Origin of the sequence: Nostocoides veronense (assembly GCF_039531185.1) — a bacterium.
Taxonomy (GTDB): domain Bacteria; phylum Actinomycetota; class Actinomycetes; order Actinomycetales; family Dermatophilaceae; genus Nostocoides_A; species Nostocoides_A veronense.
The window spans coordinates 71,833-87,985 of record NZ_BAAAPO010000001.1; the positions used below are offsets into that span (position 1 = coordinate 71,833).

The 16,153-nt window shown below is 68.4% G+C and carries 13 protein-coding genes and 1 other RNA gene; 4 read left to right on the forward strand and 10 right to left on the reverse strand.

The window, feature by feature from the left end; genetic code table 11:
* Positions 1–4 precede the first annotated feature (4 nt).
* The 4 genes from hisD to ABD225_RS00380 form a co-directional block, all read right to left on the reverse strand.
* Positions 5–1,342 (reverse strand): histidinol dehydrogenase, encoded by a 1,338-nt coding sequence (gene hisD / locus ABD225_RS00365; protein WP_344079611.1) that lies wholly within the window; start codon positions 1,340–1,342, stop codon positions 5–7.
* Between the two features lie 44 nt (positions 1,343–1,386).
* Positions 1,387–4,422 (reverse strand): bifunctional [glutamine synthetase] adenylyltransferase/[glutamine synthetase]-adenylyl-L-tyrosine phosphorylase, encoded by a 3,036-nt coding sequence (locus tag ABD225_RS00370; RefSeq protein WP_344079612.1) that lies wholly within the window; start codon positions 4,420–4,422, stop codon positions 1,387–1,389.
* A gap of 216 nt (positions 4,423–4,638) precedes the next feature.
* Positions 4,639–5,976 (reverse strand): glutamine synthetase family protein, encoded by a 1,338-nt coding sequence (locus ABD225_RS00375; protein WP_344079613.1) that lies wholly within the window; start codon positions 5,974–5,976, stop codon positions 4,639–4,641.
* Between the two features lie 146 nt (positions 5,977–6,122).
* A complete protein-coding gene (locus tag ABD225_RS00380) occupies positions 6,123–8,447 on the reverse strand; it encodes an immune inhibitor A domain-containing protein (RefSeq protein WP_344079614.1) in 2,325 nt (774 codons plus the stop codon).
* Between the two features lie 216 nt (positions 8,448–8,663).
* Here ABD225_RS00380 and panB point away from each other — a divergent pair, with 216 nt between their 5' ends.
* Both panB and ABD225_RS00390 read left to right on the forward strand, forming a co-directional pair.
* The gene (panB, locus tag ABD225_RS00385) at positions 8,664–9,527 is read left to right on the forward strand and encodes a 3-methyl-2-oxobutanoate hydroxymethyltransferase (RefSeq protein WP_344079615.1); all 864 of its coding nucleotides are present in this window, start codon (positions 8,664–8,666) and stop codon (positions 9,525–9,527) included.
* Positions 9,528–9,689: 162 nt separating this feature from the next.
* On the forward strand, positions 9,690–10,607 hold the full coding sequence (locus tag ABD225_RS00390) for a DUF559 domain-containing protein (RefSeq protein WP_344079617.1): 918 nt from the start codon (positions 9,690–9,692) through the stop codon (positions 10,605–10,607).
* Positions 10,608–10,714: 107 nt separating this feature from the next.
* Here the strand turns inward: ABD225_RS00390 and map are convergent, their stop codons facing one another.
* Complete coding sequence (gene map, locus ABD225_RS00395; RefSeq protein ID WP_344079619.1) at positions 10,715–11,578, reverse strand: type I methionyl aminopeptidase; 864 nt, start codon at positions 11,576–11,578, stop codon at positions 10,715–10,717.
* 54 nt (positions 11,579–11,632) lie between these two features.
* Here map and ABD225_RS00400 point away from each other — a divergent pair, with 54 nt between their 5' ends.
* Positions 11,633–11,836: a methionine aminopeptidase gene (locus tag ABD225_RS00400; RefSeq protein ID WP_344079621.1), complete on the forward strand. Its 204-nt coding sequence runs from the start codon at positions 11,633–11,635 to the stop codon at positions 11,834–11,836.
* A 3-nt stretch (positions 11,837–11,839) separates the two neighbouring features.
* On the opposite strand, the gene ABD225_RS00405 is transcribed toward ABD225_RS00400, so the two are convergent.
* The 5 genes from ABD225_RS00405 to ABD225_RS00425 form a co-directional block, all read right to left on the reverse strand.
* Positions 11,840–12,025 (reverse strand): hypothetical protein, encoded by a 186-nt coding sequence (locus ABD225_RS00405; protein ID WP_344079623.1) that lies wholly within the window; start codon positions 12,023–12,025, stop codon positions 11,840–11,842.
* Between the two features lie 70 nt (positions 12,026–12,095).
* A complete protein-coding gene (locus ABD225_RS00410; RefSeq protein WP_344079626.1) occupies positions 12,096–12,650 on the reverse strand; it encodes a class I SAM-dependent methyltransferase in 555 nt (184 codons plus the stop codon).
* A gap of 6 nt (positions 12,651–12,656) precedes the next feature.
* Positions 12,657–13,313, reverse strand: coding sequence for an MBL fold metallo-hydrolase (locus tag ABD225_RS00415; RefSeq protein ID WP_344079629.1), 657 nt, complete (start codon positions 13,311–13,313; stop codon positions 12,657–12,659).
* Positions 13,314–13,354: 41 nt separating this feature from the next.
* An RNA gene (gene rnpB, locus ABD225_RS00420) (RNase P RNA component class A) lies at positions 13,355–13,740 on the reverse strand.
* 70 nt (positions 13,741–13,810) lie between these two features.
* Positions 13,811–15,286: an RNB domain-containing ribonuclease gene (locus ABD225_RS00425; RefSeq protein WP_344079632.1), complete on the reverse strand. Its 1,476-nt coding sequence runs from the start codon at positions 15,284–15,286 to the stop codon at positions 13,811–13,813.
* A 79-nt stretch (positions 15,287–15,365) separates the two neighbouring features.
* Here ABD225_RS00425 and ABD225_RS00430 point away from each other — a divergent pair, with 79 nt between their 5' ends.
* Positions 15,366–16,112, forward strand: a complete 747-nt coding sequence (locus tag ABD225_RS00430) for a YaaA family protein (protein ID WP_344079635.1) — start codon at positions 15,366–15,368, stop codon at positions 16,110–16,112.
* Positions 16,113–16,153 lie beyond the last annotated feature (41 nt).

The following is a 16,153-nucleotide window of genomic DNA, read 5'->3' on the forward strand; positions in this document are numbered from 1 at the left end:
CAGCTCAGCGCTCCGCCATCGTCTCGAAGCGGGCCGTTACGGCCTCGCCGTGAGCCGGCAGGTCCTCGGCTTGGGCGAGCGTGACGACATGGGCGGCGACCTCCGCGAGCGCCTCCCGGGAGTAGTCGATGACATGAATCCCGCGCAGGAAAGACTGCACGGACAGCCCACTGCTGTGGCACGCGCAGCCGCCGGTCGGCAGCACGTGATTGGAGCCGGCGGCATAGTCGCCGAGCGAGACCGGGCTGTACGGGCCGACAAAGATCGCGCCGGCATTGCGGACGCGTGCGGCGAGGGCCGGGGCGTCGGAGGTGATGACCTCGAGGTGCTCGGCGGCATACGCATTCACGACGGCAAGGCCCTGCTCGAGATCATCGACGAGGACGATCGCGGACTGCGGGCCGGTGAGGGCCTCAATGACTCGCTCGGAGTGCTTCGTCGCGGCCGCCCGGCGAGCCACCGCGGCAGTCACGGCCTCGGCGAGCCCCGCAGAGTCGGTGACCAGGACGGAGGCGGCCAGCGGGTCGTGCTCGGCCTGGCTGATCAGGTCGGCCGCGACATACTCCGGATCGGCTCCGGCGTCGGCGAGGATCGCGATCTCGGTCGGGCCAGCTTCGGCGTCGATGCCGATGACGCCCTTGAGCAGCCGCTTGGCGGCGGCAACATAGATATTGCCCGGTCCGGTCACGAGGCTGACCGGTTCGCAGACGTCCTCGCCGTCGGTGAAGCCGTATGCCAGTGCGGCGACCGCTTGGGCGCCGCCCACGGCATACACCTCCTCGACCCCGAGCAGAGCGCACGCGGCGAGGATGCTCGGGTGGGGGTAGCCGGCGAGCTCCCCGGTGGTTTCCTTTTGCGGGGGGCTCGCGACCGCGAGGGAGCCGACGCCGGCGAGTTGGGCGGGCACGACATTCATGACCACCGAGCTCGGATAGACCGCTCGACCACCGGGGACATAGAGACCGACACGGTCGACGGGCACCCAGCGCTCGGTGACGGTGCCGCCGTCGGTGACCTGGGTGGTGGTCGCGGTGCGCACCTGGTCGGCGTGCACGCGGCGGGCCCGGTCGATGCTGACCTCCAGTGCCGCCCGCACGTCGGGGTCGAGCTGGGCCAGCGCGGCCTGGAGCGCGGCGGCGGGGACGCGCAGGCGCTGGGGGCGCACCCCGTCATACTGCTCGGCGAAGTCTTTGAGCGCTTCGGCGCCGCGCTCGCGGACCGCTGCGCAGATGGGTTCGACCGTATGCAGTGCCGCGTCGACATCGAACTGCGCCCTGGGCAAGCCCTCGCGAAGCTCGCGCAGGGACAGGGATCGGCCACGCAGATCCAGTCGCTGCATCATGGCGGCCAGTCTAGGTTGCCTGCCGCGATGACCTCACCGGCGTTTCAGGCGGGCGGGTTGTCGTAGAAGACGCGGTCGACGACGGTGCGAGCGTGCCGGGCGATGCGGCGATAGTCCTCGCCGAGTTCCTGTCCGGAGCCGGGCGGCAAGCCCATGATCCGGGCCGTGCCATCGGCCTCGCGGGCGTCGGTCGGGATCGACTCCACGGGCCGGCCGCGATAGAGCATCGCCGCATTGCGGGCGTGCGCCGCGAACTGCCAGGCCTCGGCGAGATCGGCGGCGTCGGCGCTGGAGATGAGCCGGGCCTGGGCGGCGGCGGTCAGCGCGGGCAGCGTCGAGGTGGTGCGCAGGCTGGGATAGCTGTGCGCGTGCTCCATCTGCAGCGTCTGGACCGTCCATTCGACATCGGAGAGCCCGCCGGTGCCGAGCTTGAAATGGGTGCGCTTATCGGCGCCGCGGGGCAAGCGCTCGGCCTCCATACGGGCCTTCAGCCGCCGGATCTCGCGCAAGTCCTGACTCGAGAGTCCGGCGCCATGCCAGCGAATCGGGTCGATGAGGTCGACGAAAGCAGCCGACAGGTCTGCGTGACCGGCGACCGGGCGGGCGCGGACGAGGGCCTGGGCTTCCCAGATCAGCGCCCACCGGTCGTAGTACGCGCGATAGGAATCGAGGCTGCGCACGAGTGGGCCGTTCTTGCCCTCGGGGCGCAAGTCGGCGTCGAGGCCGATCGCGGGATCGGGTCCGGGGACGCTGAGGAGCCGCTGGAGGTCCTTGACGATGCCGAGCGCTTGGGACTGCGCTTGGTGCTCGTCGGCGCCGACGCGGGGTGAGTGGACGAAGAGCACGTCGGCGTCCGAGGCGTAGCCGAGTTCGTTGCCACCAAGGCGGCCCATGCCCACGACGAGCAGGTCGGTCAGCAGCGGGGCACTGGTTCTTCGTTGTTCTTGATCGATCGCGACGTCCAGCGCGATCTGGATCGTCGCGCCGGTCAGGTCGGAGAGGGCCCGGCCGACCTCGGGTTGGGGAAGGCCCCCGACGAGATCGGCGACCGCGATGCGGAACAACTCGACGCGGCGCACCTGGCGGGCGGCGGCGACTGCCTCCTCGGGGGTCGACTTGTGCTGGATGGCGATCCGCATACGGCGTTCGATGTCGTCGCGGGAGTGCGGCACCACTCCCCCGGGCTCACCGAGGATTTGCACGGCTTCGGGGGCGGAGATGAGGATCTGCGCGGCGAACCGGCTGCGGGCCAGGGTGCGCGCGAGCTGTTCGGCGGCGGCGGGTTCGTCGCGGAGCAAGCGAAGGTACCAATGGCTGGCATCGAGTGCCTCGCTCACGGTGCGGAAGGCGAGCAGCCCGCCATCGGGGTCGGCCTCGGCAGCGAACCAGCCGAGCATGACGGGCAGCAGGTGACGTTGGATCGCGGCCCGCCGAGAGAGCCCCTCGGTGAGCGCCTCCAGATGGCGCAGGGCACCCGCGGGGTCGCGGAAACCGAGCGCGCTCAGGCGTTCCTTGGCCGCCTCGGGCGTGAGGCGAACCTCGTCGGTGCCCAGGCGCGCGACGGCATTGAGCAGCGGGCGATAGAAGAGCCGCTCGTGCAGTCGGCGGACCTCGCGGGCTTGCGTCTTCCATTCTGCGAGAACGGCATTCGCGGGGTCCTGGCGGTGACCGAGAGCGCGGCCCAGGCGGCGAAGCTCGGCCGGCGAGGTCGGCATCAGATGGGTGCGCCGCAGCCGCAGCAGCTGGATCCGGTGCTCCAGGGTGCGGAGCAGCCGGTATGCCGCCGAAAGTTGCGCGGCGTCGTCGCGCCCGACATACCCGAACTCCGAGAGTGCGGCGAGCGCGTCGAGAGTGGTGCCCGAGTGGATGCGCGCGTCGGTGCGGCCGTGGACAAGCTGGAGGAGTTGGACGCTGAACTCGATATCGCGCAGACCGCCGGGGCCGAGTTTGAGTTGCCGGTCGGCCTCGGCGTTGGGGATGTGCGCCTCGACGCGGCGGCGCATCGCCTGGACGTCGTCGACGAAGTTGTCGCGGGAGGCCGCCTCCCAGACCATCGGGGACACAGCCTCGAGGTATGCCGCCCCGACCTCCCGGTCGCCGGCCACCACGCGGGCTTTGAGCAGGGCTTGGAACTCCCAGGTCTTGGCCCACCGCTCGTAATAGGCCTTGTGCGAGGCGATGGTCCGCACGAGCGGGCCGTTCTTGCCCTCGGGCCGCAGGGCCGCGTCGACCGGCCAGAGGGTGCCGTGGGCGGTGGAGGCGGAGCAGGCGGTCATCAGGCGCATGGCGAGGCGGCTGGCCGCGGCGATGGCCTCCTGTTCGCTGGTGCCGTCCGTGGGTTCGGCGACGAAGATGACGTCGACATCGGAGATGTAGTTGAGCTCACGGCCGCCCGTCTTGCCCATGGCGATCACGGTCAGACGGCAGGCGGCCGCGTCCTGGGGGGCTTCGTTCTGGGCGATGACGAGCGCGCCTTCGAGGGCTGCCTCGGCGAGGTCGGCGAGCGCGGCAGCGGTGTCCGGGAGTTTGTCGAGCGGGTCCGGGGCGATCAGGTCGAGGGCCGCGATCCCGAGCAGGCCGCGGCGGTAATAGACGCGGAGGGCGTCGTCGGGGCTCAGGCCATCGGGTGGTGCGGTGACGCGGTTGACAAGTCGGTCGACCCGCTGTTGCCGGGTGCGAGGTTGGGACTCGGCGACGCTGCGCCAGTGCTCGGGATGGGCCACGAGGTGATCGCCGAGGGTGATCGAGGCGCCGAGGACGGCAAGGAGTCGCTGCCGGCCGATGCTGGGGCCCCGCAGGGTGGCGATGAGGGCGGGAAGCTCCTTGCCGAGGGTTTCGTCGTCGGGATTGGCGCCGATGCGTGCCCGCAGGGCCTCCATGAGCCGGACGAGCGCGAGCAGCGCGAGGTCGGGGTCGGCGACCTCACCGAGCGCTTCGATGACGCCATCCTCGAAGTCTGCGTCGAGCGGGTCGATGAGCCCCGCGAGTGCCGGATCGGTCACCAGCCGCTGCGCCTTAGCCGGGTCAGCGAAGCCCAGCCGCGCGAAGGCGGCGCTCGCAGATTCGACGCGTTCCCGCATACCCCAAAACCTATCCCGACCCGGGAGAGGGTGGTTGTCCGCGAGCGGACTCCGGGTCGGCCGACGATGCCGGGAGCAGGTGCGGCGGTTCGGCCGACGATGCCCCGAGCGGGGACGGCGAGGAACGCGAGCGGGGACGGCGAGGAACGAGCCGACACCACGGGGGGAGGATGAGCCGAACCCAGAGAACTCAGCCAGGAGCCGAACCCAGAGTGATTACAGCCGGTTGAGGTAGCGCTCCAGCTCGAACTCGGTCACCTGGCGGCGGTAGTCCTCCCACTCGCGGCGCTTGTTGCGCAAGAAGAAGTCGAAGACGTGCTCGCCGAGCGTCTCGGCGACCAACTCGCTGCGCTCCATCACCGTGATGGCCTCGTGCAGCGAGCTGGGCAGAGCGTCGATGCCGAGCGCGCGCCGCTCGCCGCCGGTGAGGCTCCAGACGTCCTCCTCGGCCTCGGGCGGCAACTCATAGCCCTGCTCGATGCCCTTGAGGCCGGCGGAGAGCAGCACGGCATACGCAAGATAGGGATTGCACGCCGGGTCGAGGGATCGCACTTCGATGCGGCTGGACTGGCCTTTAAGTGGCTTGTACATCGGCACGCGGATCATCGCCGAGGTGTTGTTGTGACCCCACGTGAGGTGGGCCGGCGCCTCGCCGCCGCCCCAGAGCCGCTTGTAGGAGTTCACCCACTGGTTGGTGACCGCCGTGATCTCGGCGCCATGGCGCAGGATGCCGGCGATGAACTGGCGTGCGACCTCGGAGAGTTGGTAGGGCGCTCCGGGCTCGTAGAAGGCGTTGGCATCGCCCTCGAAGAGCGACATATGCGTGTGCATCCCGGAGCCGGGGTGCTCGGCGAAGACCTTCGGCATGAAGGTCGCGTAGATCCCCCGCTCGAAGGCGACCTCCTTGATGATGGTTCGGAAGGTCATGATGTTGTCGCTGGTCGTCAGCGCGTCCGCATAACGCAGGTCGATCTCGTTCTGTCCCGGCGCACCCTCATGGTGGCTGAACTCGACCGAAATACCGACGGACTCCAAGAGCGAGATCGCAGTCCGGCGGAAGTCATGACCGACGCCCTTGGGGACGTGGTCGAAATAGCCGGCATGGTCGATGGGCTCGGGCCGGGTGCCCGCGTCATACGCCTTCTTCAACAGGAAGAACTCGATCTCGGGGTGGGTGTAGAAGGAATACCCCATGTCGGTGCAGCGTGACAGCGCGCGCTTGAGCACATTGCGCGGATCGGCGATGCTCGGCGTACCGTCCGGCGTCATGATGTCGCAGAACATCCGCGCCGTGCCCGGATGCTCTCCCCGCCAGGGCAGCACCTGGAAGGTGGCCGGGTCGGGCTTGGCCAGCATGTCCGACTCGAAGACGCGCGCGAAGCCTTCGATGACCGAGCCGTCGAAGCCGATCCCCTCGGCGAAGGCACCCTCGAGTTCGGCGGGCGCGATGGCCACCGATTTCAGGGTGCCCAGCACATCGGTGAACCACAGGCGCACGAATCGGATGTCTCGCTCTTCGATGGTGCGCAGGACGAACTCCTGCTGACGATCCATGGGGCGATCCAATCGCACGCGTGTTACGCCGCTGTTAACCGCGGCTGGTCAGGACAGGCGACGGGGCCCGGGATGCGCTTGGCATCCCGGGCCCCGCCGGTATGACGATCCGTCAGCGAACGAGTCCGCCAGCGGTCATCGGGGTGTTACTTGGTGAAGCGAACCTGCAGGTCGAGCACCCAGCCGCGGGAGTTGGACTTCGCCACCGTGATCTTGGTGCCGGTGCCGGCGACCTTCACGGAGTTCTGCGGGTTGCCCGCGCTCCAGTAGCGGTTCGGGTTGGAGTCGTCGAAGGTGCGAACGCCCATGCGGGCCGGCCACGTCTTGGCAACGCCATTCTTGTGCAGGGTGACCACATCGGTCTTTTCGACACCGAAGGTGGCATCGAAGGAGCTGCGGCGGTTGGTGATCGGGCTACCACCGATTTCCATCAGCTCGGGGTGGACGTCGACCGGGAGGGCGAAACCTTCACCCGGGTGGGCGTAGGTGTTGTTGTCGGCGTAGTAGTTGTCGATGTACCACACCAGCAGACCGTTCTGGAACGGGAAGCGCTCCACCCAGTCCGGCTTGGTGTTGCCCCAACCGAAGTTGTACGGACCGGTGCGTAGGGTCCGGTCGTAGCCGTCATAGACACGGTTCTCGGCCAGGTAGTAGTTCGTCGACTCGACCTTCTCGGTGCCCGTCGTGCGCTTGAAGCCGTCGGCGATCCAGCCGTTGTCGCCATTCTCGGCGCCATCGGACAGCACGGTCGTCGAGCCCTTCTTGACAACGATGTTGTCGAGGAAGCCACCGGCCAGCGCCAGACCACCGTCAGTGCCGTAGCGGAAGCGGAAGTCGATCTTCTTGCCCGCGTAGGCACCGAGGTTGATGCTGATCGGAGCCCACGTGGGATTCTCGCCGGTGTAGGACCACACCTGCTTCCACGACTTGCCACCATCAGTAGAGGCCTCGGCGTAGAGGTAGTCGTAGTCCTCTTCGATCTCGGCCCACAGCATCGCGCTGAGCGAGGCCGTGCTGGCGCCGGTCAGGTCCAGGCTGCGAGTCAGAGTGTTCTGGAGGCTGTCACCCGAGCCGGTCCACCACTCGTAGGACCCGGCATACGGCTTGTTGTAGACCTCGGTGTGGGTGCGCTTCGGCAGCAGGATCGCGAGCGCCTGCGGCATGTTGAGCGCGTCCTTGTTGGCGATGCCAAGCTTGAGGTCGGTGTTGCTGCCGTGCATGACCAGCTTGTAGTCCAGCCAGCCGAGGAGCAGCTTCTCGTGCGGACCCATGTAGCCGGGGGTGGTGCCGATGGAGTCCTTGCCACGGTTGAGCCACGAACCCGAGGACATCAGCGTCCAGAAGGCGGTGCTGTTGCCCATGCCCGTGCCGTCGGCGGTGTCGTAGTAGTCCCGCAGGCCGAGGTCGTGACCGAACTCGTGCGCGAAGACACCGAGGCCACCATTCTCGGGCTCGGTGGTGTAGTCACCAATCCAGATGCCGGTGTTGCCGATCTGGGTGCCACCGGCCTTGTTCATGGCCGGGCCGGTCACGCCATAGTCGGTGGAGAAGGCGTACCACCGGTGGCTCCAGATGGCATCCGTGCCCTGAGCGCCGCCGCCGGCCTCTTCGCCCTCACCGGCGTGGATGGCCTGGAAGTGGTCGATATAGCCGTCGGGCTCGTTGTAGACGCCATCGCCGTCGTAGTCGTAACGGTCGACCTTGTCGAACTGCGAGACGTAGGCCTTGATCTGGGCGTCGGTCTTGCCCATCGCCTTCTGCGAGGCGTACCAGGAGTTGCCGGTGTCCTTGATGTAGTTCCAGTAGCCGTCGGCCTCGCTGATCTCGTTGCTGCCGTAGCGCGCCTCGTTGTAGGGCACCTTGACCCAGTTGGAGACATCGCCCTTGGCCAGGAAGCGCCCCTGCGATTGCTTGAGATAGAAGTCGCGGAAGGACTCGCCAGCACCGAACATCATGTTCATGTAGTGGGCGCGGTTGAAGTCCTTAACCCAGTACGTGCTGTTGTTGTCCGTCGCGCTGCCGTCCCAGTTGCGGTCGGGCATCGGGATCTCGTTGTGCATCGGCCCAGGCGTCGAGCTCGTGCCGGCCATGGTCTTGTTTCCGAAGTCGGTGAGGATCGAGAAGATCGTCTCCTCCCGGTTGGTCGGGTACCACACCCAGCGGCCCTTCTCCGCTGCGGTGCCGCGCGCCTCGGGCGCCGTGGAGCCCGGGATCTTGATGGTTCGATTGGCTCCGCTGCCCTCAAGGGTCGCTTCGCCGCTGAGCAGTTTGGCGACGGCATCCTGCCGCAACTTAGCGGCCCGGTCCGCGAGCGGGTTGGGCAGGCTGTCGCCGCCCTGACGGAACTTGATGGCCCCATCGGGCCCTGCGGGCGCGGGGCTGGGCCCGGCCTGAGCGGTGCTCGGAGCCATCGCCAAGGCGACTGCCGCAACGGCAATCCCTGACACTGCTCCGACGTGACGCTTCCTCACGTGTTTCCTCCCGGTTTGCACTAGCGCAGATTTCGAGCCGCCGATCGGGCGACCCAGGGGTTAGGCAAGCACGAATACCGTTCCCTGGGTAGGTTCCATCGGGGTCAATTTCTTGTCCGTCGCCGTTTACGCCGGAGAATCTGCATCACGATTTGGTAACGCACCACAGCAACCGGAACTCCTCCGTCGTCGGAGGCCGCGGCATACGATCAGGCCATGAGCCAGAGCCCTGCCCCCGAGACGACCGCTCCCTACGGCACCGGTGCCCAGGCCGCGCCCCAACGGCGCGTTCGCATTCCGCACCTGATGCAGCTGAAGCAGGACGGGCAGAAGTGGGCGATGCTCACGGCATACGACATGTACTCGGCGGAAATCTTCGACGAGGCCGGCATTCCCGTGCTGCTCGTGGGCGACTCCGCAGGAAATAACGTCTATGGCTTCGAGACCACCGTGCCGGTCACCGTCGATCACCTGGTGCCGCTATGCCGGGCCGTGACGAGCGCCGCCAAGCGCGCGATGGTCGTCGCCGATCTGCCGTTCGGCTCCTATCAGGCCAGCCCCCAGCAAGCGCTCGCGACCGCGACCCGCTTTATGAAGGAGGGGCTCGCGCACGCCGTGAAGCTCGAAGGCGGGGCACCGATGGTCCCCGAGGTCGAACTGCTCGTGCGTGCCGGCATACCCGTGATGGGGCACATCGGGTTCACCCCGCAGAGCGAGCACGTGCTTGGTGGCTACAAGGTCCAGGGCCGCGGCGCGGGCGCGGAAAAGCTGATGGCGGATGCGCTGGCGCTCGAGGCCGCCGGTTGCTTCGCCGTGGTCATGGAGATGGTGCCCGCTCCGGCGGCCGCCGAGGTCACCCGCGCGCTGCGGATCCCCACGATCGGCATCGGCGCCGGGCCCGACTGTGACGCCCAGGTGCTCGTCTGGCAGGACATGGCCGGCCTGCGCGGCGGCCGCGCCCCCCGGTTCGTCAAGAAGTATGCGGACCTGCGCACCACCCTCGGCGACGCCGCCAAGGCGTATGCCGCCGAGGTCGCCGCCGGCACCTTCCCCGCCGAGGAGCACTCCTTCCTCGAGTGAGCCCTGCGCTATGCCAATAGCGTCCGGCACGCCCGTTCGTATGCGGGGCACCCGGGTGGGGTGCCTGGCTTTGGCATCCCAGCGGCCCCCGCTGCCGGGTTATCCACAACCCGCAGATCGGCCGCGTGGACGAAGTGGGTGGCCGCGGGCAGGCTCTGACGCATGTCAGTGGTCGAAACTCTTGAGCGCCTGGGTGGATTCGCCGACGCCCGAGAGTTGCGAAAACACCACTCGCGCAAGGCGATCCGGCACGCCGTGGGCAATGGCACAATCGTGCGCCCCGCTCGGGGCCGGTATGCCGTCCCGCAAGTGCGCACCCACCCGGCCATCGCCCATGCGCACCAAGCGGTGCTCTCCCACCTCAGTGCAGCGCTGGAGCACGGTTGGAAGATAAAACTGGCTCCCACACGGCCGTGGCTGCTGGTCACGGCGGGGCGGCCCATTCCGACATCCTTGCGGGCGTCGGCAGCCCACGTCGGCCGCGCCCACCTGACCGAAGCCGAACGTGCCGCCGGTGTCACGGCGCCCCTGCGGACGGTCATCGACTGTGCGCGAGCGCTGCCCTTCGACGAGGCCCTGGCGGTCGCCGACTCCGCCGTGCGTTCAGGGATGGTGTCGCAGGCCGAGCTTCAGGCGGCCGGTCTCACCGCACGTGGTCCGGGCGCGAGCAGGGTGCGTCGCGTGTGCGCGGCGGCTGATGGGCGAGCCGCTAATCCATTCGAATCCGTCGTGCGGGCGATCACTATGGACATTCCCGGCCTCGATCTCGCTCCACAGCAGACCATCGCGGAACCGGGGCTCTACGCCATCGTCGACCTGCTCGATCGCGCCCGCCGACTCGTCATCGAGGCTGACGGCTACGAACACCACGGCACCCGGGCAGGCTTCGTTCGGGACGCGCGGCGGTACACCGAGATGGGCGCGTACGGGTATCGCGTGCTTCGGTTCGTGTGGATTGACGTCATGCAGCACCCAGAGTGGGTGCGCTGGGTGCTGCTTACGTGGCTCGCCACCGAGGACGGCCGACCGCTACCCGCTATCCCGGACGACTCGCCATACCTGCGGGACCGGGCGTCGTGAGCCCTGCGCTATGCCAATAGCGCCCCGGCACGCCGGTGGGTATGCGGGGCAATCGGTCGGGCGGCAGGCATTGGCATCGCAGCGGTCCCCCGCGCGAAACGGAAAGCTCAGGGCAGGGTGAGGATCTCGTTGCCGCGCTCGGTGATCAGGATCGTGTGCTCGAACTGGGCCGAGCGGGCCCGGTCCTTGGTCACCACGGTCCAGTTGTCAGGCCACATCTGCCACTCGTGCGTGCCGAGGTTGAGCATCGGCTCGATGGTGAAGGTCATGCCCGGCTCGATGAGGGTGGCGTATGCCGGGGCCGCGTCATAGTGCGGAACGATCAGCCCGGAGTGGAAGGCCGTGCCGATCCCGTGGCCGGTGAAGTCGCGCACCACGCCATAGCCGAAGCGGCGGGCATAACTCTCGATGACCCGGCCGATGATGTTGATGGCCCGGCCGGGCTGCGCGGCCTTGATACCGCGCATCATCGCCTCGTGCGTGCGCTCCACCAGCAGCCGGGACTCCTCATCGACATCTCCGACGAAATAGGTCGCGTCCGTGTCCCCGTGCACTCCGTGGATGAAGGCCGTGATGTCGATATTGACGATGTCCCCGTCTTCGAGGCGCCGGCTGTCCGGGATGCCGTGGCAGACAACCTCGTTGACGGAAGTACACAACGACTTGGGGAAGCCGCGATAGCCCAGCGTCGACGGATAGGCACCATGGTCAAGCAGAAACTCATGACCAACACGGTCGATCTCGTCGGTCGTGACGCCGGGTTCGATGATGGCCGCCGCCGCGGCCATCGCCTGCGCCGCGATGCGCCCCGCGATGCGCATCCGCTCGATCGTCTCGGCGTCCTTGACCTCGGGCCCGGTGTACTTCGCGGGGGCGGGGCGATCGACATACTCCGGGCGGGGGATGGCGGCGGGCACCGGCCGGCGCGCAGAGATCACGCCCGGCGCCACACTCTCGTAGGTCAACGGCATACGGTGGAGTCTAGGCATCGCGCGTGGGCGCGCGAGACGAGCGAAGGAGGCCCCATGGCTTTTTGGTACAACGTCGTCAGCGGCACCGTCGAGAGCGACGACACCAAGGGTCCGGGCGATGACCTGATGGGTCCCTATGAGAGCCAGGAAGAAGCCGCCAAAGCGCTCGAGATCGCAGCGGCGAAGACCAAGGAATGGGACAAAGAGGACGCCGAGTGGGAAGAGCGCGGAAGCGCCTCGTCCGGCGACAGCTGGTAGACCTCAGCGCACGCGGGCGAGCTTGAGAGCCTTGCTGTCCGGGGTGCTGAGGATCTCGAACGACCGCTTGTCGAGCCGCCGGTAAAGCCCCGCTTCGGCCAGCCTCTTGAGCGTCACCGGGCACTTCTTGCAGCGCGGCTTGTCCTTGCAGCACTTGCCCTTGGCCCGGATGGTCTTCGACTTGCCCACACCATGAGCTTAGGGTCACCTAAGTCCTGCACCAAAGCGCTGGTCTATGACGTTCCACACCGTGGAACACTCAGGGCTGCCGGTGCACCGAGACCGCGAAGGGCAAACCCGGGTGGTATGCCGTGCCGACCCAGTCCCCGAAGCGCGCCGCATAGCTGAGTCCGGCGACCAGGGCGGCCCGGTCATAGGTCGCGAGCGCCAGCGCGTCCGAGGAGTCCGTCGCCCGCGTGGGGAGGCCGGCAACGAGCTCCGCCCCAGAGCGCACGTGGCGTGCCACGCTCGCCAGCCGAGACGCAAGTTCGCCCGGCCGGCGAGCGAGGATCCACTCTTCACCGAGCAGTGCGGAATCGAATCGGGTGCCGGTGAGGGCGACCTTTCCGTCGGCCCCGGCAACCCACGTCGTCAGGGCGTCGCGGGCGCGCGCGGCAGCCACGAGCATTGGATCGTCCTCGACCCCGACGACAGCGAAACCGGCCCGGCTCAGGGCCGTAGCCGCCAGACCCTCGCCCGCACCGACGACCAGAACACGACCACGGCGAGCGAGCCGGCCCGCGACGAAGCGTGCGGCCACGACGCCCGGTCCCCGTTCGCGAATGCTGTCCGCATCGACTGGCAGACCAGACACGGCAGCTCAGTCGAGGCGCACGGTGTGCTGGCCTTCGCCGGCCAGATCGATGATCTCGGTGTCGGGATGGCCGAAGTCGCGGGCGTGCTGGAGGTAGATGGCCCGGCCGTTCGGGCGTAGCAGTCCGTCGTGGATCGGCACCGCCTGGCGCGCGCCGATCCGGCCGATGAAGGCCGTCATCTCCTGGCTGGCCTGCCACGGCGCATTGAGCGGGAAGAGCAAGACGTCCACCGCACCCGGGTCCTCCGCGAGCGTGTCGCCCGGGTGGTAGATCGACGGCTCACCCGGCGCCGAGAGCCGCACCCCGACATTGGTGATGACCGGCAGGGCCGGGTTGATGACCGCGTGCTGCCGGCCGACCGGCGTCACCGTCACCCCACCAATCATGGCCGTGCCCTCGTCATGGCCGCTGGCGTCGAGGCCCAAGCCCCGGAGAACCGTCAGCGACTCGGGGTCGGCGATCAGGCGAGCTCGCGGGTTCGCCGTCATCAGCTCCGGGAGCCGAGCTTGGTCGAGATGGTCGGGATGCTGGTGGGTGATGATCACCGCATCCAGGTCGGTGGCGGCGCTCAGGTTCGATGTGAAGACACCTGGGTCGATCAGCAGTCGGGTGTCCGCGAGTTCAACCAGGACGCACGAGTGCCCGAGGTGGGTCAGCATCATGGCGCCCAATATAGGTCGGCAAGCTGCGGCGCCGGGGTGGTGGGAAGAGCCGACCGGTACGCCGGATTCTGTGCCGCGCGCCGATTGCTCTGCGCGCGGTGACGGTCATCCATCTAGGCCCGCCGTTGCCGACGGGCTCGAGCGCCCTACCCGCGTGCTCCGGCGGGCCGCCGTCGAACGCACGCATATCTGGGCTTGCTCCCGGTGGGGTTTACCGAGCCGACCTGGTCACCCAGGCCGCTGGTGGTCTCTTACACCACCCTTTCACCCTTACCTCACCGCACGCGATGAGGCGGTCTGCTCTCTGTGGCACTGTCCCGCGGGTCGCCCCGGGTGGCCGTTAGCCACCACCGTGCCCTGTGGAGTCCGGACGTTCCTCGGCCCGTGGCCGACGAGGGCCACGGAACGCGACCGTCTGGCCGACTCTTCCCGCCGCAGAGTGTATGCCGTGCTGGCCACTCCGGGTATGCCGCCCGGGTGCGCGCCCGCCCGCGGGCTCAGGTGAGCGCGCCGCGCCGCTCGAGGACCTCGAAGCGGACCTCGCCCGCCTCGACCTCGGCTTTGACGAGGCGCGCGGTGACGATATCGCCATTGTCGATCCGCACCTTGGTCGAGGCCGCCGCGATGACGGCGGGGTCGGTGAGTTGAATGAGCCAGCGGCCGTGCTCGCTGTTGTCGACAACCACGGCCTCGAATTCCTCGTCGATTCGTTGGCTGAGCACGGCCGCCTCAACGGCATCGGTGCAGGCGCGCTCGACGCCATTGGCCGTCCGGCTGGTGCGCGCCATGATGTCCGGCAGCTCGGCGAGTCCCGCCCTTGCCCACTCAGGGATCGTCTGCCCCGACGAGATCGCCTCCGACACCGCGAGGCCATAACGGTCGACCAATCGGCGCAGCGGCGCCGTAACGTGCGCATAAATCGAGGCCAGCGCACCGTGCTCGGGATTGTCCGGCACCTGGCCGTCGAAGGCGGCATACGCAGAGCCCCGGAACAAGCCCGTCGCGTCATAGATCAGCGCCAAATGCTTGGGGTTCGTGCGATCCAAGCCGCGCAGGAATTCGCCATACGGCTGGTCGTCATGCCACTCGACGCCCAGCGCCTTGGCCTCGCGACGGAAGCGCTCGATCGCCTCCGGCCGGGGTGCGGGCAGCGTGCGCAGGATTCCGACCTTGGCCCCGACCATCAGTTCGGCGGCGGCCATCCCGGTCATCAGCGAGATCTGGGCATTCCACTCCTCGACCTCCAACGGCGGCCGGAAGCCAAGCACGACGGCGCCGGAGTCATCGGTGGTGACCTCCTGCTCGGGCATCGGCAGACTCGCACCACCGCGCCGCTGCTCGAAAGCGATCCGGGCCCGACCCACCGCGCGCAGTCCGCGCAGCCGGCTGTCATCGGTGCCGCCGTCCAGCAACTCCTGCACCTGCGCATAGTCGAAGCGGTCAACGCTGCGCACCAGCGCGCGATAGACGGTGACCTCCGTGCCCTCCCCGTCGGAGCCCACCGTCATGTCCCAGACGTATGCCGCCCGCACCTGCCCCGGGAGCAGGCTCGCCGCGCCCTCGCTGACCTGCGGCGGGTGCAGCGGGGTGCGCACATCCGGGGAGTAGATCGTCTGCCCTCGCGTGTGAGCCTCGGTGTCGATAGCGCCTCCCGGTGCCACGAAGGCCGGCAGATAGGCGATCGCGTAGCGCACTCGGAAGCCCTCGTCGATCGGCTCGATGTGCATCGCCTGATCCAGGTCCATCGATCCGGGCGGGTCGATGGTCAAGAAGGGAACTGCGGTCTCGTCCCGGTCCGGCCAGTCCAGCGGCGCCGAGGCAACGTGCTCGGCTTCCGCCAGCACCGGCTCCGGAAAACCCTCCGGCACCTCAAATTCTGCGCGGATCGCCGCGAACCGTGCCCTGAGCCGCTCGTCGCTCAGGGCAGAGATATTGCTCTCGCGGATCCGGGACCGCCGGTGTAGCTGAGCCATAGTCCGTGACCCTAACCGCTGGCTCCGACAGCATGGGGGCAGGCGGGCCGGGGCGAGCCGGGCAACATACATTGAGCGCGTGCTGATCCTGTTGCCGCCCTCGGAGACCAAGGCGCGCCCGCGTCGTGGCGCGGCAATGCGCGTCGAGGCACTGTCCTTCCCAGAACTGACCGGCGTGCGCGAGGAGATCATCGACGGGCTCGTGGCGGCCTCCGCCCTCCCGGACGCCATGTCCGTCCTCGGTGTGCCCGCAACCCTGGGTGAGGAGGTGCAGGGCAACCTGAGCATCCGCACGCGGCCTGCCCGGCCGGCGCTGGAGATCTATCAGGGCGTGCTCTATGACGCGCTGGACGCAGCCACCCTCTCCCCCGTCGGCAAGCGCCGCGCCGCCCGCCGCTTGGTCCTCTCCTCCGCGGTTTATGGCGTGGTGCGCGCGGGCGATCGGATCGCGCCCTATCGCACCGATATCGGCGCGCACTTGCCCGGCGTCGGTCGGATCACCGCCCGTTGGAAGGAGAGCCTCGCGCCAGCCTTGGACGCCGCCGCCGGCACGGGCCTGATCGTCGACTGCCGCTCCGGGCCGTATGCCGCGACCTGGACGCCGAACCGCACGCTCGCCGCCCGCTGGGTCGCCGTGCGCGTGCCCGGTGCCAGCCATATGGCAAAACACGCCCGCGGTCTCGTCGCCCGAGCCCTCTGCGAAAGCGCGGCCGATCCCAAACCTCCGGCGGGACTGATCCCCTTGTTGGAGAACGACTTCGAAGTGACCTTGACGGAGCCGGAACGCCCGGGACGGCCGTGGCAGCTGGACGTCCTGCAGAGCTGAGACGCGAATTCAGAGAAGCTGGCGGCGCTCGCTGCAACATT

What these genes read in the sequence shown, in the direction of transcription:
- hisD (WP_344079611.1), bottom strand. Translation starts at nt 1,342, where the DNA reads ATGATGCAGCGACTGGATCTGCGTGGCCGATCCCTGTCCCTGCGCGAG.
- ABD225_RS00370 (WP_344079612.1), bottom strand. Translation starts at nt 4,422, where the DNA reads ATGCGGGAACGCGTCGAATCTGCGAGCGCCGCCTTCGCGCGGCTGGGC.
- ABD225_RS00375 (WP_344079613.1), bottom strand. Translation starts at nt 5,976, where the DNA reads ATGGATCGTCAGCAGGAGTTCGTCCTGCGCACCATCGAAGAGCGAGAC.
- panB (WP_344079615.1), top strand. Translation starts at nt 8,664, where the DNA reads ATGAGCCAGAGCCCTGCCCCCGAGACGACCGCTCCCTACGGCACCGGT.
- ABD225_RS00390 (WP_344079617.1), top strand. Translation starts at nt 9,690, where the DNA reads ATGTCAGTGGTCGAAACTCTTGAGCGCCTGGGTGGATTCGCCGACGCC.
- map (WP_344079619.1), bottom strand. Translation starts at nt 11,578, where the DNA reads ATGCCGTTGACCTACGAGAGTGTGGCGCCGGGCGTGATCTCTGCGCGC.
- ABD225_RS00400 (WP_344079621.1), top strand. Translation starts at nt 11,633, where the DNA reads ATGGCTTTTTGGTACAACGTCGTCAGCGGCACCGTCGAGAGCGACGAC.
- ABD225_RS00415 (WP_344079629.1), bottom strand. Translation starts at nt 13,313, where the DNA reads ATGATGCTGACCCACCTCGGGCACTCGTGCGTCCTGGTTGAACTCGCG.
- ABD225_RS00425 (WP_344079632.1), bottom strand. Translation starts at nt 15,286, where the DNA reads ATGGCTCAGCTACACCGGCGGTCCCGGATCCGCGAGAGCAATATCTCT.